The organism is Bacillus cereus, from assembly GCF_007678085.1.
In the GTDB taxonomy this organism is placed as follows: Bacteria; Bacillota; Bacilli; order Bacillales; family Bacillaceae_G; genus Bacillus_A; species Bacillus_A cereus_BE.
The window spans coordinates 474,787-492,833 of record NZ_VEDW01000001.1 but is presented as its reverse complement, the minus strand read 5'-3'; the positions used below and the strand labels follow the sequence as shown (position 1 = coordinate 492,833).

The following is an 18,047-nucleotide window of genomic DNA, read 5'->3' as shown; positions in this document are numbered from 1 at the left end:
TTTCATTCACATTATTACTCAAACGATAAAACTACCTTTATCTTAATAGGGATCTTTACCTCTCTGTCCCTCCACCTGAAGTCACCTTTTCAATACGTAAATTATCTAAAATAAACGTACCTGCTCCGGTATCCCCATTTAAATTCGTTCCATCACTGAAAATTCCAACATAAGTTTGGCCGTTCTCAGAACCTGTCACAGTAAACTGTGCTGTTTTTGTATCAGTAGATGCAGTAAGAGTGTTATTCACACTCAATCCCTTTGCACTCGCAATGTCTCGAACATCAATTTCTTGATCCCCTGAAATAAAGCGGAATGCATTTGCTGTCGTTTGATAGTCAAATGATACTTTATAAGTTACGCCTGGTTCGAAACGATAATTTTGAGGAATAGTACGGTACAGCAAACCTTTATTTCCAGTGTTCACTTTAACGGACCAATTCCCACCTAATACATCATCGACTAATTTTTTACTTGCCCATCCTTTTTGCGTATATGGAGCATGCAGTTCAGATAGATGAATTCTGTTGTCTTCTACTCCTTCTGTGTTACCGATAACGAATGGGTAAATACCTTGTACTACCGATTCAAAATCTTGTTTAAATTCCGTTGGTGAGACATGATTTTTTAAGGATTTTTGAACAATCCGAATATCATCAAATTTTGTGTTTCCTTTTCCAGCATCGCGGCTGAGAGTTAATTTAGCTTTATTCGTTACAGCCGTAAAGCTTACTTGCATGATTTGCATTTTGCTATTGTATCCATCATTTGAAGCATGTGAATCTGCCTTAACATAGTTCTTTTGCAGGCTGCGAAGTGTGTAATTGTTAACGTCTTCTTTCCCACCTGTTACTGTAATTCCGGCCTTTACCTCACTATTGTTTTCAACATACACCTCTGCTACATAATCTTTACCTGGTTCCAAACCAGTAAGGACACGGGAAACAGTCGTATCTTTTGACGGACTATCAATATTCAAGTAGTAATCTCCACTACTTACATTGCGGTTGCTTCCAGTTTGATTCGTTCTAACGGCGCTTATAGCTTTGTTATCTCCCTCAATAGTTGTATATGCACTTACTTTTCCTGTATTGAATCCCGCGTCATATATATGAGCACCTTTGCTCCAATCATAGTCAAGAATTTCCAAACCTTTATCTCTTTTTGGTACAACAACATAAGGAGTTGCCGCACTAGCTGTCAAAGTCACCTTATTATTTACAACCTTGACTTCTTTCATATCTGCTCTACCACGATCTGTCAGTTTGTATACATATACACTAGATGCATCTTTATATTCATCTGGAAGTGTCCAAGTTGTTGTACCACCTTCCAAATTCCAGTGATATAGTTTTTCAGAATTAGAAGTTGGATTTTTAAAATCTTGTTTCACCCAAGGAACTAAATAAGTGTGTCCATCAAGTACAACGTTTCCATTCAGTGTAATCACACGTTCCCTAGAATTGTCTTTTCTCGTTACATCGACAACATCCCCATTACTTGGATCTTTCAATTTTATTTCCTTTTCTAAGTTCGTCTTGCTTTTATCTCCTTCTACCGCTGTCCAATTCGTTACATAATATTTTTGTAAGAATTTAGTAGGTAGATTCGTATCAAATGTCATGCGAATAAAATTATCAAAATTCTTATCAGATTGCCATCCTTCGAAACCAGCTAATTCAAATCCACCAAGCAATGGATGATCAGCAGTTCCTCCTACTTCAGGCCAATTTAACACCCAAGAATCTCTTTGGTGATTGCTAATAAAGCGTAGTACTTCTGAGTTGATACCTTTACTTTCCGGTCCACCATAGTTTTTATCGGTAGCCCAGTGTTGCCACGTTGAATTATTGGCCATAGAACCACCAAATTCCGTTGTTAGCCTCCAGCCCCTATCTTTAAATTGATCTGCTATTCTATTTGATTCCCATTGATTTTGATACCATACATCTAAATAAATAAAGTCAAGATTTGGAACAGCAGTTTTCAATTCATCTAGTCTTTTCGCACGCGCTCCAGTATACAAATCTTTTAATTTATTAATAGTATAAGATTGATCTAGCCATCCCCATCCTAAAGAATTTGGACGATCAATAAAATCATTGTTGAAAGCTTTCGCTTCAGGATAAACTTCTTGTGCATTGATATGGACACCAAATTGGGTATTATACTTACGTCCCTCTTTAATAAGTGTATCCAAATCTTTAACGCCACCCATACGCTCACCTACATTACCGTAATCCGGATGACCACTGTCATGTCCTTCATTTGCATATCCTTTTAATAAAACAGCCTGCCCCAATTCATCTGTAGCAAGAGCAACCTTTTTAATATTATCTGCTGTTTTTAAGAATGGTTGTTGTGCTTGTGATCCGAAATTCATTGCAATACGCATTCCAACATTATTGTTTACATCTTGATATCCTTTAATGTCTTGCATAATATCACGGTATGCAATCGCCGCATCCTGCCAATCTGTCTTATTATCAGTATTCAAATCTTTAGCGATAGCTATTTTAATAGTTGGTTTATTTTTTTGTGGTTCTGGCATAAAATCTCTTTGGTAATAGAGTGCACTAGAACCTATCCCCATTGCCTTAGCACCATTTTTATTTACATATCGATTTGCAACTAAGTTCTTATAGCCATCCACTTCTGAACTAGACCATACACCCGCACTCAATTCGTCAGTTGATAAAAATGCAGTATAATTTTTAGTAGATGTACCTATTTCCTCCATAGAAGAATCTACACTTACATCCACATCTCCTGATTTCCTAACATCAGTACTAATATTCGTTAATTTAGCTTTTGCACCTTTTTGCTCCGAATTTACTGAGATAACGTTCATATCAGCAAACTCAACTGTTTCAATTTTTGCACTACTATTATTTTTAATTTCATCGAAACTATAAATAACTTTATTATCATTTACTTTCAATGATACTTTAAATACAGCATCAAGATTTTTAATTTCATCCACAACTTTTAATGTATATAGAACTTCACTATCGCTTAACTTTTCAAAGCTTACTTTAGGATAGTATAGTGCACCATTTACTTTCAACCCGTAAACAGGTGATTCTTGTCCATTCATTACTTTATCGCCAACTTTGTATTTCACAACCCGCGGGAATACTTGGTCAATAGTGACATCCATATACTTTGACTTTAATGTATCTTCTACTGGTGGAGTATCTGGAGGTTTTGGTGCACTATATTCCTTGATTTTGATATTAGAAATCGTAATATTGGCAGCTCCTCGGCTTTTTTCAAACCCAAGTCCCCCCGCTTGATCTACACCACCTGTTAAAGTCCAAGAATCTACCTTTTTACCATCAATGTATAACGTTGCAACATCGTCCATGAATACTAAACGTAAATGATATGTTTGTTTTGCTTGTAACGGTACGTTTGAAGTCATCGACGTCCAATTGTTTATAGGTCCAAATGTTTCACCAAAATATTGATCGTTCGTATCCCCAGTTCCTACATATGTGTATGCAGATGCATTTTGAACACGATAAATAAATCCAAAACGATTCATCTTATCAGTATTAGTAGTAATATCCGCTTCAAAAACACCATTTTTAATCGCTTTCATTTGGTTGTAGACAATTCGATTCTTTTGGGTAGATGTAACACCGAAAGTTGCTGAACCATCTTGATTATAAGTAACTTTTCCGTCGCCAGAGATAATTTTTAAGTCGCCTTCTTCTAGTTTATTATCCGTAATGTCGACAAGTTTTTCATCTCCTGGATCCGTGCCTCCATCACCAGGTGCAACTCCTAATTCGATGAGAACTTGACTTTTCTTATCTCCAAAAGCACCGAGTTTAACTGCTTCCTTACCTGTAAGGAGGTTATTTACATCATTAGGTAAAGTAACCGGTCCAAATAAATCTTTTCCATCTAATGTAATGTTCATAGTGGTTGCGTTATAATCGATTTTTATGGAATGTGAGCTCCCAGCCTCTGGAAGTGAAACATTCGGTCTCGTTTTTAACCAATCACCTTTTCCTTGGTATTTGTATTCATAGAACCATCCAAGTGAGTCGTAGCCTACAAAAACGAAGTTATTATTGTCAATATAATGAGGATAGAAACCAAATCTAGTATCTTCTCCACTGGTTTCTGGAGTAAAGGTATACGCCATCGTTCCCGATTCTTTAGCGATTTTATTTTGTTCTTGAAAAATTGCAGCTTTAGCCCCGTTATCGTTTCCAGCACCTGCTCCAAGCCTTACATAGGACTTCCCATTTTGTTCTATTATTGCATTGATTTCGTTTCCTCCTGATGAAATTGTGACCCACGGATTAGACACATTTGCTCCTACATGTAATGGTACAATCATGCTCACTAAAAATGTCGGCACAATTAGCACAAGTGCAAGAAGGGTATTAAAAGCTCTCTTGAAATGCTTATTCTCCAATTCTTCTCCCCCTTTAAAATTTAAATTTTAGTTAAAAACAATACCTGCACATTCATTTTTAAAAATATACCAAAATCTGAAAGGTACCGCTTTTACTTATGTTTAGAATAGTTTTTTTCAAGTGCCCACTCAATAAAGATATTGTTTCTTTTTTTAGTTATATTGTCTTTTTAAAACGCTTACAAAATAAGGATATTGTTACTCTGTTAAGTATGTTTTTTATTGATTGTTACTACATTCAATCGATTAGATTTTTTTACAATAATTTTCAGTTTTTTATATGTAAAGGTTGCTCCCCTCCCTTTAGTCATGAACTGTTCTGGTCTTTTAATCTCGGATTTGCGACCATACTGGACGCAACTAAAAAAATGAGCAGACGAATGTCTACTCATTTTTCTTCACTCCATTTAAAAATGGAAGAAAAAATATTTTACTAACTTTGAAGCTCAGCTGTTATTTTTACTTTAGCAAACCATGAGTTAGCTGTCTCTTTTAATACGAGATTCAGTTCTTCAGTATTCCTTCTACCAATATCTTTTAACCAATCACGACCTGCTTGTTCACCGCCTATAGCAAACGGTATAACACCGTCTTTCCAAGTTGCCCGACCACATAACACTCCGTTAAAGGTAGATCCGGAGTCTTTAGCAAATTTTAATGTTTCTTGAAATAATTTTGCGCTTACTCCTGCACTAAGGAAAATAAATGGCAGCTTAGTTGCTTCACTTTGTTCTTTGAAATAGGAAGCTGCTTTTTCTTTACTGTAAACAAATTCACCTTCTGTATATCCTTCTACATAGTTCATATCTACTGGAACTTCTACTTTTAATACATCTACTTTATATTGCGGTTTTGAGAACTCCTTCATGGCCTCAATCACTTTATATGGTTTTATTTTTGCGTATGCTTTACTTTTCACATCATCACTGTCAGCATCATACGTAACAATCTCTAAGAAAAATGGTATGTCTTCAGCTGCACATTCAGATCCGATACGTTCCATATAAACATGTTTATAGTTATTAATTTTTTTATCTTCATCGACATCATAGTAGAGTAAAAATTTAATTGCATCGGCACCTGCATCCTTTAATCGTTTCACTGACCATTCTGGTAATAAATCTGGCAACCGGCCTACTTCTGACGCATCGTATCCAGTTTTTTCATACGCTACGATTAAGCCCGATTCTTTATCGCGGACCTTAGCCGCCGGCAGACCATATTCAGGGTCCAAAAGAATCGCTGTAGCAAATGGTGTTAATTCCTCAGAAACTACTTCTTTGAAACGGATAATGCCTTCATCTCCAACATGACTTGCACCGCCAGACGCAATCATTTTTTTCAATGAGCCACGTTGGTCAATAGCCAATGCACCAATTATGCCATTTTCAGCAGATAAACGTTTTAGAGCTTCCAATTTATTTTTGGTTAGTTCTAACATCAACATTCTCCTCTATCAATCTATTTTTTCAACTTTAACGAGATCAAAGTAATGTTTAAACTTATTCACATTAATATAGCCCGTTCCAGCTTCCATCGTATTTAATATTCCTGTAGTCATCGCCGTTTTAAGAACAGTCTCGACCGTTTGGTTTTGATGTAGTGCTACAGCTAATCCTGCAACTGTTGCATCACCAGACCCTACAGGATTGACCACTTCTATTTTCGGGATCGTAACTCTGTAATAGTCCTCGCCGTGCTTAACAAATGCACCTTCACTACCCATTGACACGATAATCCACTCAATCCCAGTAAATAGTTCATGGTTTAATACTTGCTTTAGATCTATGATTCCCGCTTCCATGTCAATGCCCAACAACTGAGATAATTCCGCTGTATTTGGTTTGATAGCAAATGGTTTTTCTTTATGCACCATCGCTTGTTTCAAAGATTCCCCTGACGAATCCATAATTACTGGAATTCCATTTTTATGACAGATTTCTAACATTTGATAATAATAGTTAGTCGGTAACCCTTTCGGTAAACTGCCCGAAAGGGTTACAAGTGAAGCTGTTGTAAGTAGAAATTCAAACTTTTCTAAAAAACTAACCCCTTCTTCTTTGGATAATGTTGGCCCAGCTTCTAAAATCTCTGTTTGCATCCCTTCATGAAGAATAGCAATACAATTTCTTGATTCTTTTTTGATCTTTAAAAAGTCATTTGGAATATTGACTTTATTTAATTCTTGAATAATGTATTCCCCAATCGTACCACCAAGCACACCTGTCGCTAGGACACCTTCTTCCATTTGAGCGATCACTCGCGCAACATTCAAGCCTTTTCCACCAGCAGTTTTATGAACCGTCTCCACACGGTTAACAACATCTAATTTTAATTCATGAATCGGATAGGAAATATCGATCGATGGATTCATGGTGACAGATAGTATCATTGGTACTCCCTCTTTCAGAAAATTGTTTAAGCTTGAAAACGGCATACACCGTCAAGATAGGTAGCAGTTACATCCATCTCTGGTGTCATCACAATAAAGTCAGCATCATATCCCTCGGCAATCTTCCCGCATTCGCCATCGAGCTGCATACTTTTAGCTGGTGCCGTACTCGCCATGTAAATTGCTTCCTCATGTGTGGCAATTCCCCACTTGACGACATTTTTGACAGCATCTTTTAATTGCAAAATGCTCCCTGCTAAACTTCCGTTTTCCAAACGAGCCATCCCATCTTTTACTTTCACAGGAAATTCTCCCAGCTGATACGTTCCTTCAGGCATACCTCCGGCCATCATACAATCAGAAACCAAAACAATCTTTTCTCTGCCACGGATATTCATCAAAATATGTGATGCAACAGGATGAACATGATGTCCATCACATATGATTTCGGCAAAAACATCTTTCAGGTTCATGGCAGCTCCGACCATCCCCGGCTCACGATGATGCAATGGACTCATTCCATTGAAAGTATGAATAAAAATGGAAGCTCCTTTTTCAACCGCTTGCTTTGCTTCTTCATACGTTGCGTCACTGTGGGCCAACGCCACTGCAATCCCTTCTCCTACAGCATATTCAATAAATTTCGTTGCCCCTTTCCTTTCAGGTGCAATCGCGATTTTTTTGATGAAATTATTTGATAATTCCTGCCAAGTTTTCAACATAGAAACTGATGCGTCACAAAAATATTTCGTGTTTTGTGCTCCTTTATGCTTTTCCGTAAAAAACGGCCCTTCTAAAAAGATCCCTTTAATTTTTGCACCTTGTACTTTCTTGTAATTGGCACCAATTATTTCAACGACGTTATTTAGCAATTCTATTGAGGATGTTAAAGTTGTCGGTAAAAAGGATGTAACGCCACATGAAAGGAGTCCTACCGAAATTTCGTTCAGTCCCCCAAAACTATTGTCCATAATGTCGTGATTTCTAAATCCATGAATATGTGTGTCTACTAAGCCCGGAGCAATCCAATGTCCTCTATACTCAATAATTTCTGACGTGTCCTTTGGCCTATTTTTTGAAAAAACACCGAATTTTCCGTCTTTTATTTCTAAAAATCCAGGCCCCGTAACCATCTCTTCAAGAAAAAACTTATCTGCAAAGATAAAAATAGACATATATGTTTCTCCTATCCTAGTTACTCATATTCGTAGATGGTAACACCTTTAACGACACGGTTCACTGTTCCTGTCGGTGAAGGTGTATCCGGTGTATTTCCTACTTTCACGGAAGCTAACAGTGAGACAGTCTGCCCAATCATAACAAAAGGTAATGCTAAGTATGCATCTGGTACAGACTGAGCCTCGCTGCCGAATACAAATCTGTTCCCAGCATAATTCGTTTCTCCATCAACCTCGATGGCACAAATGTAACTGGCAATGTCGTCCTGCTGCATTTCTTTTAACATATCCAAATCATATTGACGTGTATACGGATGGTTTGAAACAAACACAAAAACCAATGATTTTTCGTTTACAAATGATTTTGGGCCGTGCCGGAAGCCAAGCGGTGAATCAAATGCGGTAACTATTTTCCCCGCTGTCAGTTCTAATATTTTTAATTGTGATTCTTTCGCTAAGCCTTCTAAACTACCAGAACCTAAGTAAATAATTCGGTCAAAATTAAAATCTACTATCTTTTGAATGACGCCTTCTCTTTGAATGACACTTTCACCCATTTGATGGATTTTTTTCACTATCATCGATTTTTCTTCTGTAGATATAGAATCAAAAACAAGTAATGCCGTTAACGCCATGCAAGTATAACTTCCTGTCATTGCAAAACCTTGATCATTTGATTTTTCTGGCATCAATAGCAATAAATTTCTTTCATTACTCACGGCCCGTTTGGCTAATTTTCCATCTTTCGCACAAGTAATCGTTATTTGATACAAATCGGTTACTATTTGCTCAGCTAATTGTACAGCAGCAATACTTTCCGGACTATTTCCGCTTCTAGCAAACGAAACGAGTAAGGTGGGAAAATCCTTTTTGAAAAATTGGTAAGGATTTGAAACTAACGTAGTGGTCGGAATACTTAGTACTTCCCACTGTTGTTCATCGACTTTTTCTATTAAATAAGGGGTGACTGTATCACCGACATAGGCAGACGTTCCAGCGCCTGTAAAAATAACTCGAACCCGGTTGTGTTTCGTTACTATTTTTTGTAAAAACTCATCAATCCCCTCGCTTTTCTCCTTATACAAAGTAAAAGTTTCATCCCATAAATCAGGCTGTCGTCTTATTTCCGCCGTTGTTATCGATGCGCCTAACGAAACTAATTTGTCTTGACTTAATGTAAACATATTCGTCCACTCCTCTACCTATTTGCCATCATGCTCTCCATAAAAGAAGACCGGCGCGCCCCATTACATACCTTCAAATACTCGTAATCCTGCACCAGTAACTCCATTATTTTGTGCCAATGTACTGATGCTCATCTGCTCCAAAAGATGTTGTTGCTCTGGAAGCTGATACCTTTTCAGATTCTCTTTAATCAACTCCAGTAGAAATGGATTTTTCACAATGACACTGCCACCAAAAACCATTTTATGTGGATCTAATAAACAGGAAATCTTATAAAGACCTTGAGCTAAATAATCAGTTACCTCATTGATGATGGCTTGATATTCTGGTACCCCATTTATATAACTAGCAAAAACATCCTTTGTTGAAATTGTATCTACCTGTAAGTCCCTTTCGACTATTCTCTGAATCCCTGGCCCAGCAGCAATTTTTTCTAATCGTTCATTGCCCCCTCTCGTGAGGACAGGAATCAAACCCAGTTCTCCAGCAAATCCTGCCCCCCTAAAAAATGAGCCTTTATGAATGATAGAACAAGATATTCCCGTACTTATAGTCACGTAGACAAAGGTTTCATCCTTTTTTACATGTGCTGCTCTCCATTCGGCATAAGCCGCCATATAAACATCATTGTCAATCGTGATTCGTTGAATACCAAATTCCTCTTGCAAACGGACCAAAATAGGAAACTGCCTCCAAGGTAAATTGTTTTGAAAAACGGCAATTCCCTTCTCGAAATCCACTTTTCCCGGTACCCCAACTCCAATCCCCTCGATATCACCAATGGAAATTGATGATTTTCTGAGAACTTGTTCCACAGCTTCTACAACTTTACCAAACATTTTTTCTCGGTCTGAAGGATCACTTTTTATTTCCGCTCGTTCAAGCAGTTCGCCTGTGTCCGAAATGATTCCCGCTGCGATCTTCGTTCCCCCAATATCAATGCCGACTGCCTTTTTCATTTGTCCGCACCCCTAGGTTTGTATTTGAAGTATTGAGTAATTTTCTATGATTATTATCGTTGAACATATATGTGCGATTCCTTAATCAATTCACTTGCCCTGGTTGCTTTATACGTATTTCCGATTGTAGTCATAAAGTAGCCCTAAGAGACCAGCTAATCCAATCAACATCATACCTAATTCGAATTTACCAGCCGTCTTTTGGTAGATGATAATTAAAGACAGGCATACGATAAACACAACAATTTTAATAATGAATAAAATATTAGTCTTCATTCGGAAAATCCTCCCATCTGATTTCACTAGGTGCCAACGTCACTTCTTTCCTGTTTCCTTGTCCGTCGTAGACTGCTGTTGTTTGTTCGATCATTGAATTGTTAACGATCGCCATTTTTTGAATGGATGGATATGCATGGACTTCACAATAAATGTTGCTCGCATGATATTTTTGGAATTCTCCTTCTTTATTGGCAGCATAGTATAACGCGCGCATCAACAGACGTGTATTTTCTTCGCTGTATGGCAGCCCTGCTATATACACAGCTCTACCTTCTCCAAACGGATGACTAGAAATATGAACTTCACCATTTGAATATTCGATTATTTCGGTTTTGTCTGATAACGCATAAATATTTTTCATTCCTTCACCAAAATCAAATTGGGTGCTGTCAGCAGAAATAAAATGATTTTCGACAGGATTAATAAAATATTTATCTGTTGATAAGCTAAATCCTAATTCTTTGTCAACACCTAAGACGTTCGCCAATTGAAAATAATGTCCTTCATGCTGATAGGCTGTCGGTTCACCAATACCTATGAAGCCTCCACCGTTATACATCCAGGCCCTAATTGTAGTGACTAACTTTTCATTAATCCAATTAGCCCCTCCGGAAAAAGCCGTGCCTACATCGCCGGCATTAATGATAACGTCAATATCCTCAGGTATCCCCTCGTTAATGACATCATCAAAACTAATGAATGAAACTTCCACAGCAGCCCCACTCAAGGATTCCAAAACACCTAAATAAGAATAAATTTGTTTATACCATAGAGCGTGAGCAACCATATGGGTTTGCCAAGTTCTCAACTTACCCCAAGAATTCAAAATTGCAACTTTAAGACCGCTGTATGGTTGAACACCTTTAATCGTTTCATGAATTTCACGAAATTCCTCGGTAACTTTTTCAATATAGGAGATAAATTCTGGGAATTGATAAGCTAGACTTAAATAACCGCCATAGCCGATACGATCAACAGGGTTCCGTAGTAAAGCTCTTCGCGCCGTTAACCAGTTTTCATTCGCTTCAATCGTCGGGTTGTTACCTTCGTAAAAAGTGTCTGGGAAGAAATAAGGTAAGAAACGCCCTTCTGTGTAACGAACATGTGGTATATCTGCAATCATACGTAGTGTGGCTCCGCCTCCCACACTGCCTACAACTGCGTCCAATCCGATATTTTCAAAGTATTTCCCATATGGTTCCGTACCAATCCAGTTATCACCAAGGAACATCATTGCTTCTTTTCCACTTTCATGGACAATATCCACAAGTTTCTTTGCTTCCTCAGCAACGAACTTATGAACAAAATCTATATAATCTAAAAATGCGTTAGTTGGAATTCTAAACGAAGTATTATAATAACCTTGATCAACAATGTCCTCTGGTCTTAAGCGATAACCCTTTTCTTTTTCAAAAGCATCTAAAGCAGCAACTGAAACACTAGCACCATATCCGAACCAATCGACAAATTTCTCTTTGCCAAGATTATTGAATACAAGAGTAAAATGATAGAAAAACGTTGTAAACCTGACCACATCTGTATCTGGATTTTCTGTCAGCCATTGTTTTAAATAGGTTTTCATAAATTTATTGGAATGTGGCTGCCTGACATCAAAAGGAATATCATGTGGCTTATCGCCCCAATTATTAGTAATATGATTGTACATTTGGGTTGGATCCCAAATCGCATGAACTAGGAATGAAACCGTATATTCATGCCAAGGAATCGCATTAGTAATCAAGACACGATTTTCCTCTTCGTTTACTTCCCAATCATTAACGTCAACAATTTCTCCTGTTGTCCGATCAATAACCTCCCAGTATTTTTTAGGACTGTGAATGTAATCCGGCTTTAATTGTTCCTCAAAGTAGCCTTTCATAAAATCAATTTCAAGGATGTTAGTAAGCGCTGTATTGAATAAGCTCATTAAATAAAGTTGCTGGCATTCATCCATGTGCTTCTCTGCAAACTCATTGTGAGCTCGAGCAACAAAATAGGTCGTATAAATTTTCGCATCCAATTGTTTAATATCATCGTCTAGTTTCGTTCCATCACTATCACGAATCGCATCCGCGCCCCATCGTTCCATCAATTCTTTTGTTTCCTTAAGAAAATTTTCTTCACTCGGTAAAGTAACACGGCCTTTTTTCTTTTTCATGTAAATCCTCCTCTAATCCTTTAAACCACCAAGGGTCATTCCTTGTGTTAATTTTTTTTGAACAATGATGTATAAAATCAAAGTTGGTAGCATGACAAGAACCATTCCTGCATACATTTGACCATAGTTTGCAGCAGATTTTTGAGCTGCCATCAAGTTCATTAACCCAACAGGTAGCGTTTTATTCGGTCCTGGGATTAATGTTAAGGCAATAATGTATTCGTTCCAAAAGGCAAGAAAATTAAATAAAATGACAGCAATAATACTTGGACGAGCTATCGGAATCATGACTGAAATCATTGTTTTGAAATATCCGGCACCATCAACCAAAGCTGCTTCCTCATACGTAGATGGAAGTGATTGAAAAAAACTAGACAGCAAGTAAATAGTAAATGGTAACGCCGTCGCCGCATATACCACCGCTAATACAAATAAATTGTCTAGTAGGAATCCATCACCCAGTTGGCCTCGTAAAAAGGTATCTCCATCCAATAACATCAAGAAAATCGGAACAACAATGTAGTTCACATTGATGAATAATCCAGCTTTAAAAAAAGTATTTATTAATTTACTTCCTCTAAAGGTATACCTTGCTAAGACATAGGCTGCTGGTAAAGCCACAATCAATAAAATAAGCAGAGCCAACGCAGTTACCATGATTGAATTCAGCATATAGGTACCCATGTTTGCCTTTTGGAAAGCATCAATAAAGTTTTGAAAATAGAAGCTTTTCGGCATGGCCCAAGGACTTCCATAAAACTCCGAGTTTTTCTTCACTGAGGCTAAGAAAACCCATGCAACAGGAATAATAATAGAAATTGCTAACGTAATCAGTGCTACATATATAAAACAGCGATATAATACTTCTGTAGTCATACTTTTTTGGGGCTTAACTGTTTTTGGGGCTTTATAAGCTGCTTCTACAATCATTTCTTTTTCGGTTTCCATCTTTTTTGGATCTCGATAAGCTGTTTCTGTAGTCATTTTTTTTTGTGTTTCCATCGTTTTGGACCTCCTTAATACTCCAACACTTCCCTTTTAGTGACACCACTTATAATTGCAGATAATGCGAATGAGAATAGGAAAATGACCACCCCAATAGCCATACCGTAACCGTAAGAAGAATTAGTGTAAGCCTGCTTATACATGTAGCTTAAAAACACTTCCGTCGATCCGTCAGGTCCCCCGCCAGTCATTGCTTGAACGAGTAGAAAACTTAAATTAATCGTACTAATAACGAAGAAAGTTAACGTCGTCCGAATGTTATTCCAAATTAATGGTAAAGTAATACTGAAAAATTGTCTGATCCGGCCAGCACCTTCCAAAGCAGATGCCTCATAAAAACTTTCCGGTATACTTGCCATTGCCGCCATATACATGACCATATAATAACCAATGGCCTGCCAAATGAGTGCCCCGCCAATGCTGTAAAGAGCAATTTTTTGATTACCGAGCCACATCTTTTGAAGGTTTTCAAGGTTAAATAAAGCAAGTATATTATTTAACAATCCTGTAGTCGGATCATAAACTGCAGAAAATATTCCCGCGATAACTACAACTGATAAAATATTAGGGAGATAAAAAATAATTCGAAAGAAGCCTTTACCTTTTATTTTTTCTCTTGTTAACAAAGTGGCAAATAAAATCGCCATCACCATCGTGATAATTGTAACAATAACAATTAATACGATACTGTTTTGGAGAGATCGAAAGAAATTCATATCATTCCATAAAATTTTGAAGTTTTCTAATCCAACAAATACCTTATTATTAGAAAATCCTCCCCACTTATATAGGGACATCCTGAATACCTCAATCGTAGGAATAATCATAAAAATGGCTAACAGGAGTAGTGCGGGTGCAGTACAAACAAAAATAAAAATTCTTTTTTCTGTTGTCTTATTCATGCCATCACCTCAGTTAATATGTACAATGGTGAGACTAGCGGCTCACCATTGTACGTAGTGAAAACTAATTTATTTTAATGCCGATCGTAATTGGTCACTCACTTTTTCAACAGAGCTTTGCCAATCTTTCACCTTTTTATCACCAGAAATAACACTGTCAATCGTTCTAAATAATGTATCTGGCATACTTACACCTTCAACGGCTTTTGTTGCAGCAAATCCACCTATTCCCACTTTCACTCCATTATCATAGATACTATAGAATGCTTTATTTTCACCTGTCAGCTTATTAGAAAGGCCTTTGATAGGCTGAATCGCACTCGATTCAGCAAAAATTTCAGCTGCCTTATCCGAATAAACAAACGTCATGAAATCTTTAGCAAGTTGTTTGTTTTTAGCTGCCGAAGGAATCCACATTTGTTCAAAGAAAGTAAATGCATAACGGTCGCTATTAGTATCAATTGTTGGTAAAGCCATCATGCCCCATTCAAACCCTTTAGATCGAGGAGCTTCTTTCATTTCACCAACTACCCATGTACCATTTGGCATAAACAAAGCTTTGTTATCGAGAACCAATTGTTGATTTTTCTTGTAGTCCTTATCATTTGCATTCGCAACAGTAGTTGGTTCTGTATATTTTCCTAATTTTCCGATAATTCCAAAAGATTTTGTTGCTTCAGAAGTTTCCCAAACACCATCTGTATATTTCATAGCTTTATTAAATAACTCAGGTCCACCCACCCCTAGTAGTAAAGAGTAAAAGAATGTATCAAAGTAGCCTGTAGTAGGATAAGTAAATAATGAAATTCCTTCTGCTTTCGCTTTATCTCCCAAAGCCCACATTTCGTCCCAAGTTTTTGGTACTTCCCAACCTTTTTCCTTAAATAAACTAGCATTATAAAATAATCCAGTTGGACTATAGAACATCGGTGCCATATAAATTTTACCGTCATTATAAGGATTAGTCGCAGGTGTACCAGTAAGCCCTGGTACTAACTTGTCTTTGACTTTAACATCTTCACCATAAACATTTTTATCAAAAACATCGGTAATGTCTTCTAATGCTTTATCTTTAATCAAAGTTTCTGTTAGTGCCTGTTTTCTCCCGGTTGCCAACAATACAACATCCGGATATTTTCCTGCTTTCATATTTGAGCCTATGACATCCTCAAGATTTTTGTCCACTGTCAATTTAACATCAACTTTTGGATTAGCAGCTTCATATGCGTCAATCACTTTGCTCCACATCTCTTTACCATAAGCCGATTCAAGTGTTGCCACATGAAGGGTTTGTTTTTCACTGGAGCCTTTACCATCCTTAGAGTTATCAACTTTTGTAGTATTACCTTGGCAAGCTATTAAACTAAAAGATAACAAAGCTGTCATTCCAGACAACAATAACTTTTTTTTCATCTCTATTTACCCCCATCTCCTAATCTTCCTTTCATAATTAAAGAATACAAAATAGGTAACGCTTTCACAATAAACATCTTGTTCTGTTTTTTAGATATCTTGCTTTTTACTGAATATCCCACTAAAATCTTTATAAAATAGATAAAAAGTCTACGAAGGAGGGATTCATTTGTCCAATGAAGTATATGAGATTCCACAATTTCAGCGAAACCATCTTCCAGTAAAACTTCTTTATATAACAAAATCAAAATATGATAAAGATTGGCATAGTACCATTCATGCGCATCACTTTACAGAGCTATTGTATATTACCAAGGGCAAAGGAAATTTTATCTTTTACAAAGAAGAAATCCCTGTCCAAGAACACAATTTGATTATCATCAATCCAAATATCGAGCACACGGAAAAATCTGATACGAATTATCCACTCGAATACATCGCACTTGGTATTCAAGGTCTGTCCTTTTCATCCATAGAAAATCCTAGTCCAGTCACTATTCATAATTATAGCCAGGATCAAAAAAACTTTCTCTTCTATCTTCAGCAATTAGTCGAGGAAGTGGAAAACCATCAAGAAGATTACGACTTAATTATACAAAATATTCTGGAAATATTACTACTTAAAATGATGAGAAAAAAATCTTTTAATGTAGAAAAAACATCTACTCAAAAAATCAATAAAGATATTGAATTTATTAAAAATTATATTAAGCAGCATTTTCACGAAAATATTAGCTTGGATACATTAGCACGAATTAGTCATATAAATAAATATTATCTATCCCATTCTTTCAGGAAATTCGTCGGCGTTTCGCCTATTGAATACTTAATTCAGACTCGTATTAGAGAAAGTAAAATATTGTTAGAAACTACCAACTATTCGATTTCTAATATTTCAACTATTACTGGATTTTCTTCCCAATCATTCTTTGCACAATCATTTAAACGAGAAACCAATCTATCTCCTTCACAATACAGAAACGCTATCAATTCTAGCAAAAACATACCAGATTCTAGTGCGAAAATTTAAAGATAATTGCAATGAATCTATACTTATTTAAAATATTGTTACTATTATTTTTGAAAGGGGAGTGTTCCTATGATTCAGCAATTAAAAACATATTATGGTGAGGATATAAAAATCAATGAAGCTGTGTTATCAGAAGATTATAGCTGGTTTTTAGTTGAAGGAAACAAAGTCGGGATTCGAAAAATCCGATTACATCAAAGGGAACATCAATTGCTTTCATCCATCTTAACACCCATTCATACTGATACATTTTATAAAACAGAAAAAGAAAAATCATGGCACGAAGCATTATTCAAAAATAACAATATTTCTATACTATCAGTTCGTTTTTTACACTTTTTCACAACACAATCTATTGTAGAAAGAGAAGAATTTCAAGATGCTTTACAGTCTATGTTTTCTTTTACTACTACAATGATATGGGAAACTTCGCATGCCGGTGTCCTCATATTAGAAGAAAATGTACCTGAGTCTATATTGCAAGCAGCCCTTGACACACTAGAAACAGATTTTTTTATATCCCTATCCTTCTTTATTGGAAGACGCTATACGCAAACAACTGAATATGCTTATCTGTATCAATGGGAGCGAAAATTATTTTCTATTCTTTCTCCCTATTTATCAAAAAAAATTACATATATTGAACAACTGCTCCCCTATCAATTAATGATTTCGTTACCGAAAGAAGAAAGAAAAAAATACACGAATCAATTATTGGCACACATTTCTAATGACAAAGAACTAATAGATAGTATTAAAGTATTCTTCCAATGTAACTTAAATGTATCTCTTGCAGCGAAACAATTATATTTACATCGTAATACTTTGCAGTATCGAATTGATAAATTCATTGAAAAAACAGGGATTAATATAAAAACTTTTGAAGGTGCAGTAGCAGTTTATATGGCATTTCTTTCTTTAGATATCTCGTGAAACTCTTATGAAAGACGATACAATAGTCATTTTTTATACCGTCATCTTTTTTATAGTCTCTTGCATGATTAAAAAACTCTTTCCACTTATTTTTCCTATCTATAGATGAACTTAAGCTCTACAGGCGCTTCCTCGTATCTTAAATCTGTAAACTTGCATAAAAGCTCCTCATTCTTTTGTG

The 18,047-nt window shown here is 36.4% G+C and carries 13 protein-coding genes; 2 read left to right on the top strand and 11 right to left on the bottom strand.

What is annotated here, in order from left to right:
* Window positions 1-55 precede the first annotated feature (55 nt).
* The 11 genes from FS742_RS02460 to FS742_RS02415 all read right to left on the bottom strand — a co-directional run bounded on the left by FS742_RS02460 (window position 56) and on the right by FS742_RS02415 (window position 15,903).
* Window positions 56-4,432, bottom strand: coding sequence for an endo-alpha-N-acetylgalactosaminidase family protein (locus tag FS742_RS02460; protein ID WP_144611063.1), 4,377 nt, complete (start codon window positions 4,430-4,432; stop codon window positions 56-58).
* 433 nt (window positions 4,433-4,865) lie between these two features.
* Entirely contained in the window at window positions 4,866-5,873 is a 1,008-nt protein-coding gene (gene lacD / locus FS742_RS02455; RefSeq protein ID WP_144611062.1) for a tagatose-bisphosphate aldolase, read from the bottom strand.
* A gap of 15 nt (window positions 5,874-5,888) precedes the next feature.
* Window positions 5,889-6,824: a tagatose-6-phosphate kinase gene (gene lacC / locus FS742_RS02450; RefSeq protein ID WP_144611061.1), complete on the bottom strand. Its 936-nt coding sequence runs from the start codon at window positions 6,822-6,824 to the stop codon at window positions 5,889-5,891.
* A gap of 26 nt (window positions 6,825-6,850) precedes the next feature.
* Window positions 6,851-7,999 (bottom strand): N-acetylglucosamine-6-phosphate deacetylase, encoded by a 1,149-nt coding sequence (gene nagA / locus FS742_RS02445; protein ID WP_144611060.1) that lies wholly within the window; start codon window positions 7,997-7,999, stop codon window positions 6,851-6,853.
* Between the two features lie 20 nt (window positions 8,000-8,019).
* Complete coding sequence (locus tag FS742_RS02440) at window positions 8,020-9,186, bottom strand: SIS domain-containing protein (protein WP_144611059.1); 1,167 nt, start codon at window positions 9,184-9,186, stop codon at window positions 8,020-8,022.
* Window positions 9,187-9,249: 63 nt separating this feature from the next.
* Window positions 9,250-10,146, bottom strand: a complete 897-nt coding sequence (locus tag FS742_RS02435; protein WP_144611058.1) for an ROK family protein — start codon at window positions 10,144-10,146, stop codon at window positions 9,250-9,252.
* A gap of 108 nt (window positions 10,147-10,254) precedes the next feature.
* Window positions 10,255-10,422 carry a DUF6903 family protein gene (locus FS742_RS27420; protein ID WP_170956859.1) on the bottom strand — a complete coding sequence of 56 codons (168 nt, stop codon included), beginning with the start codon at window positions 10,420-10,422 and terminating at the stop codon, window positions 10,255-10,257.
* The gene (gene gnpA / locus FS742_RS02430) at window positions 10,412-12,583 is read right to left on the bottom strand and encodes a 1,3-beta-galactosyl-N-acetylhexosamine phosphorylase (RefSeq protein ID WP_144611057.1); all 2,172 of its coding nucleotides are present in this window, start codon (window positions 12,581-12,583) and stop codon (window positions 10,412-10,414) included. Before gnpA ends, FS742_RS27420 begins: the two co-directional genes overlap by 11 nt.
* 12 nt (window positions 12,584-12,595) lie before the next feature.
* Window positions 12,596-13,585, bottom strand: a complete 990-nt coding sequence (locus tag FS742_RS02425; RefSeq protein WP_144611056.1) for a carbohydrate ABC transporter permease — start codon at window positions 13,583-13,585, stop codon at window positions 12,596-12,598.
* Window positions 13,586-13,599: 14 nt separating this feature from the next.
* Window positions 13,600-14,490 carry a carbohydrate ABC transporter permease gene (locus FS742_RS02420; protein ID WP_144611055.1) on the bottom strand — a complete coding sequence of 297 codons (891 nt, stop codon included), beginning with the start codon at window positions 14,488-14,490 and terminating at the stop codon, window positions 13,600-13,602.
* 69 nt (window positions 14,491-14,559) lie between these two features.
* On the bottom strand, window positions 14,560-15,903 hold the full coding sequence (locus FS742_RS02415; protein ID WP_144611054.1) for a carbohydrate ABC transporter substrate-binding protein: 1,344 nt from the start codon (window positions 15,901-15,903) through the stop codon (window positions 14,560-14,562).
* 169 nt (window positions 15,904-16,072) lie between these two features.
* Between FS742_RS02415 and FS742_RS02410 the strand changes: the two genes are divergently transcribed.
* Both FS742_RS02410 and FS742_RS02405 read left to right on the top strand, forming a co-directional pair.
* A complete protein-coding gene (locus FS742_RS02410; protein ID WP_144611053.1) occupies window positions 16,073-16,933 on the top strand; it encodes an AraC family transcriptional regulator in 861 nt (286 codons plus the stop codon).
* A 69-nt stretch (window positions 16,934-17,002) separates the two neighbouring features.
* Complete coding sequence (locus tag FS742_RS02405) at window positions 17,003-17,866, top strand: PucR family transcriptional regulator (protein ID WP_144611052.1); 864 nt, start codon at window positions 17,003-17,005, stop codon at window positions 17,864-17,866.
* The last annotated feature ends 181 nt before the right edge of the window (window positions 17,867-18,047 follow it).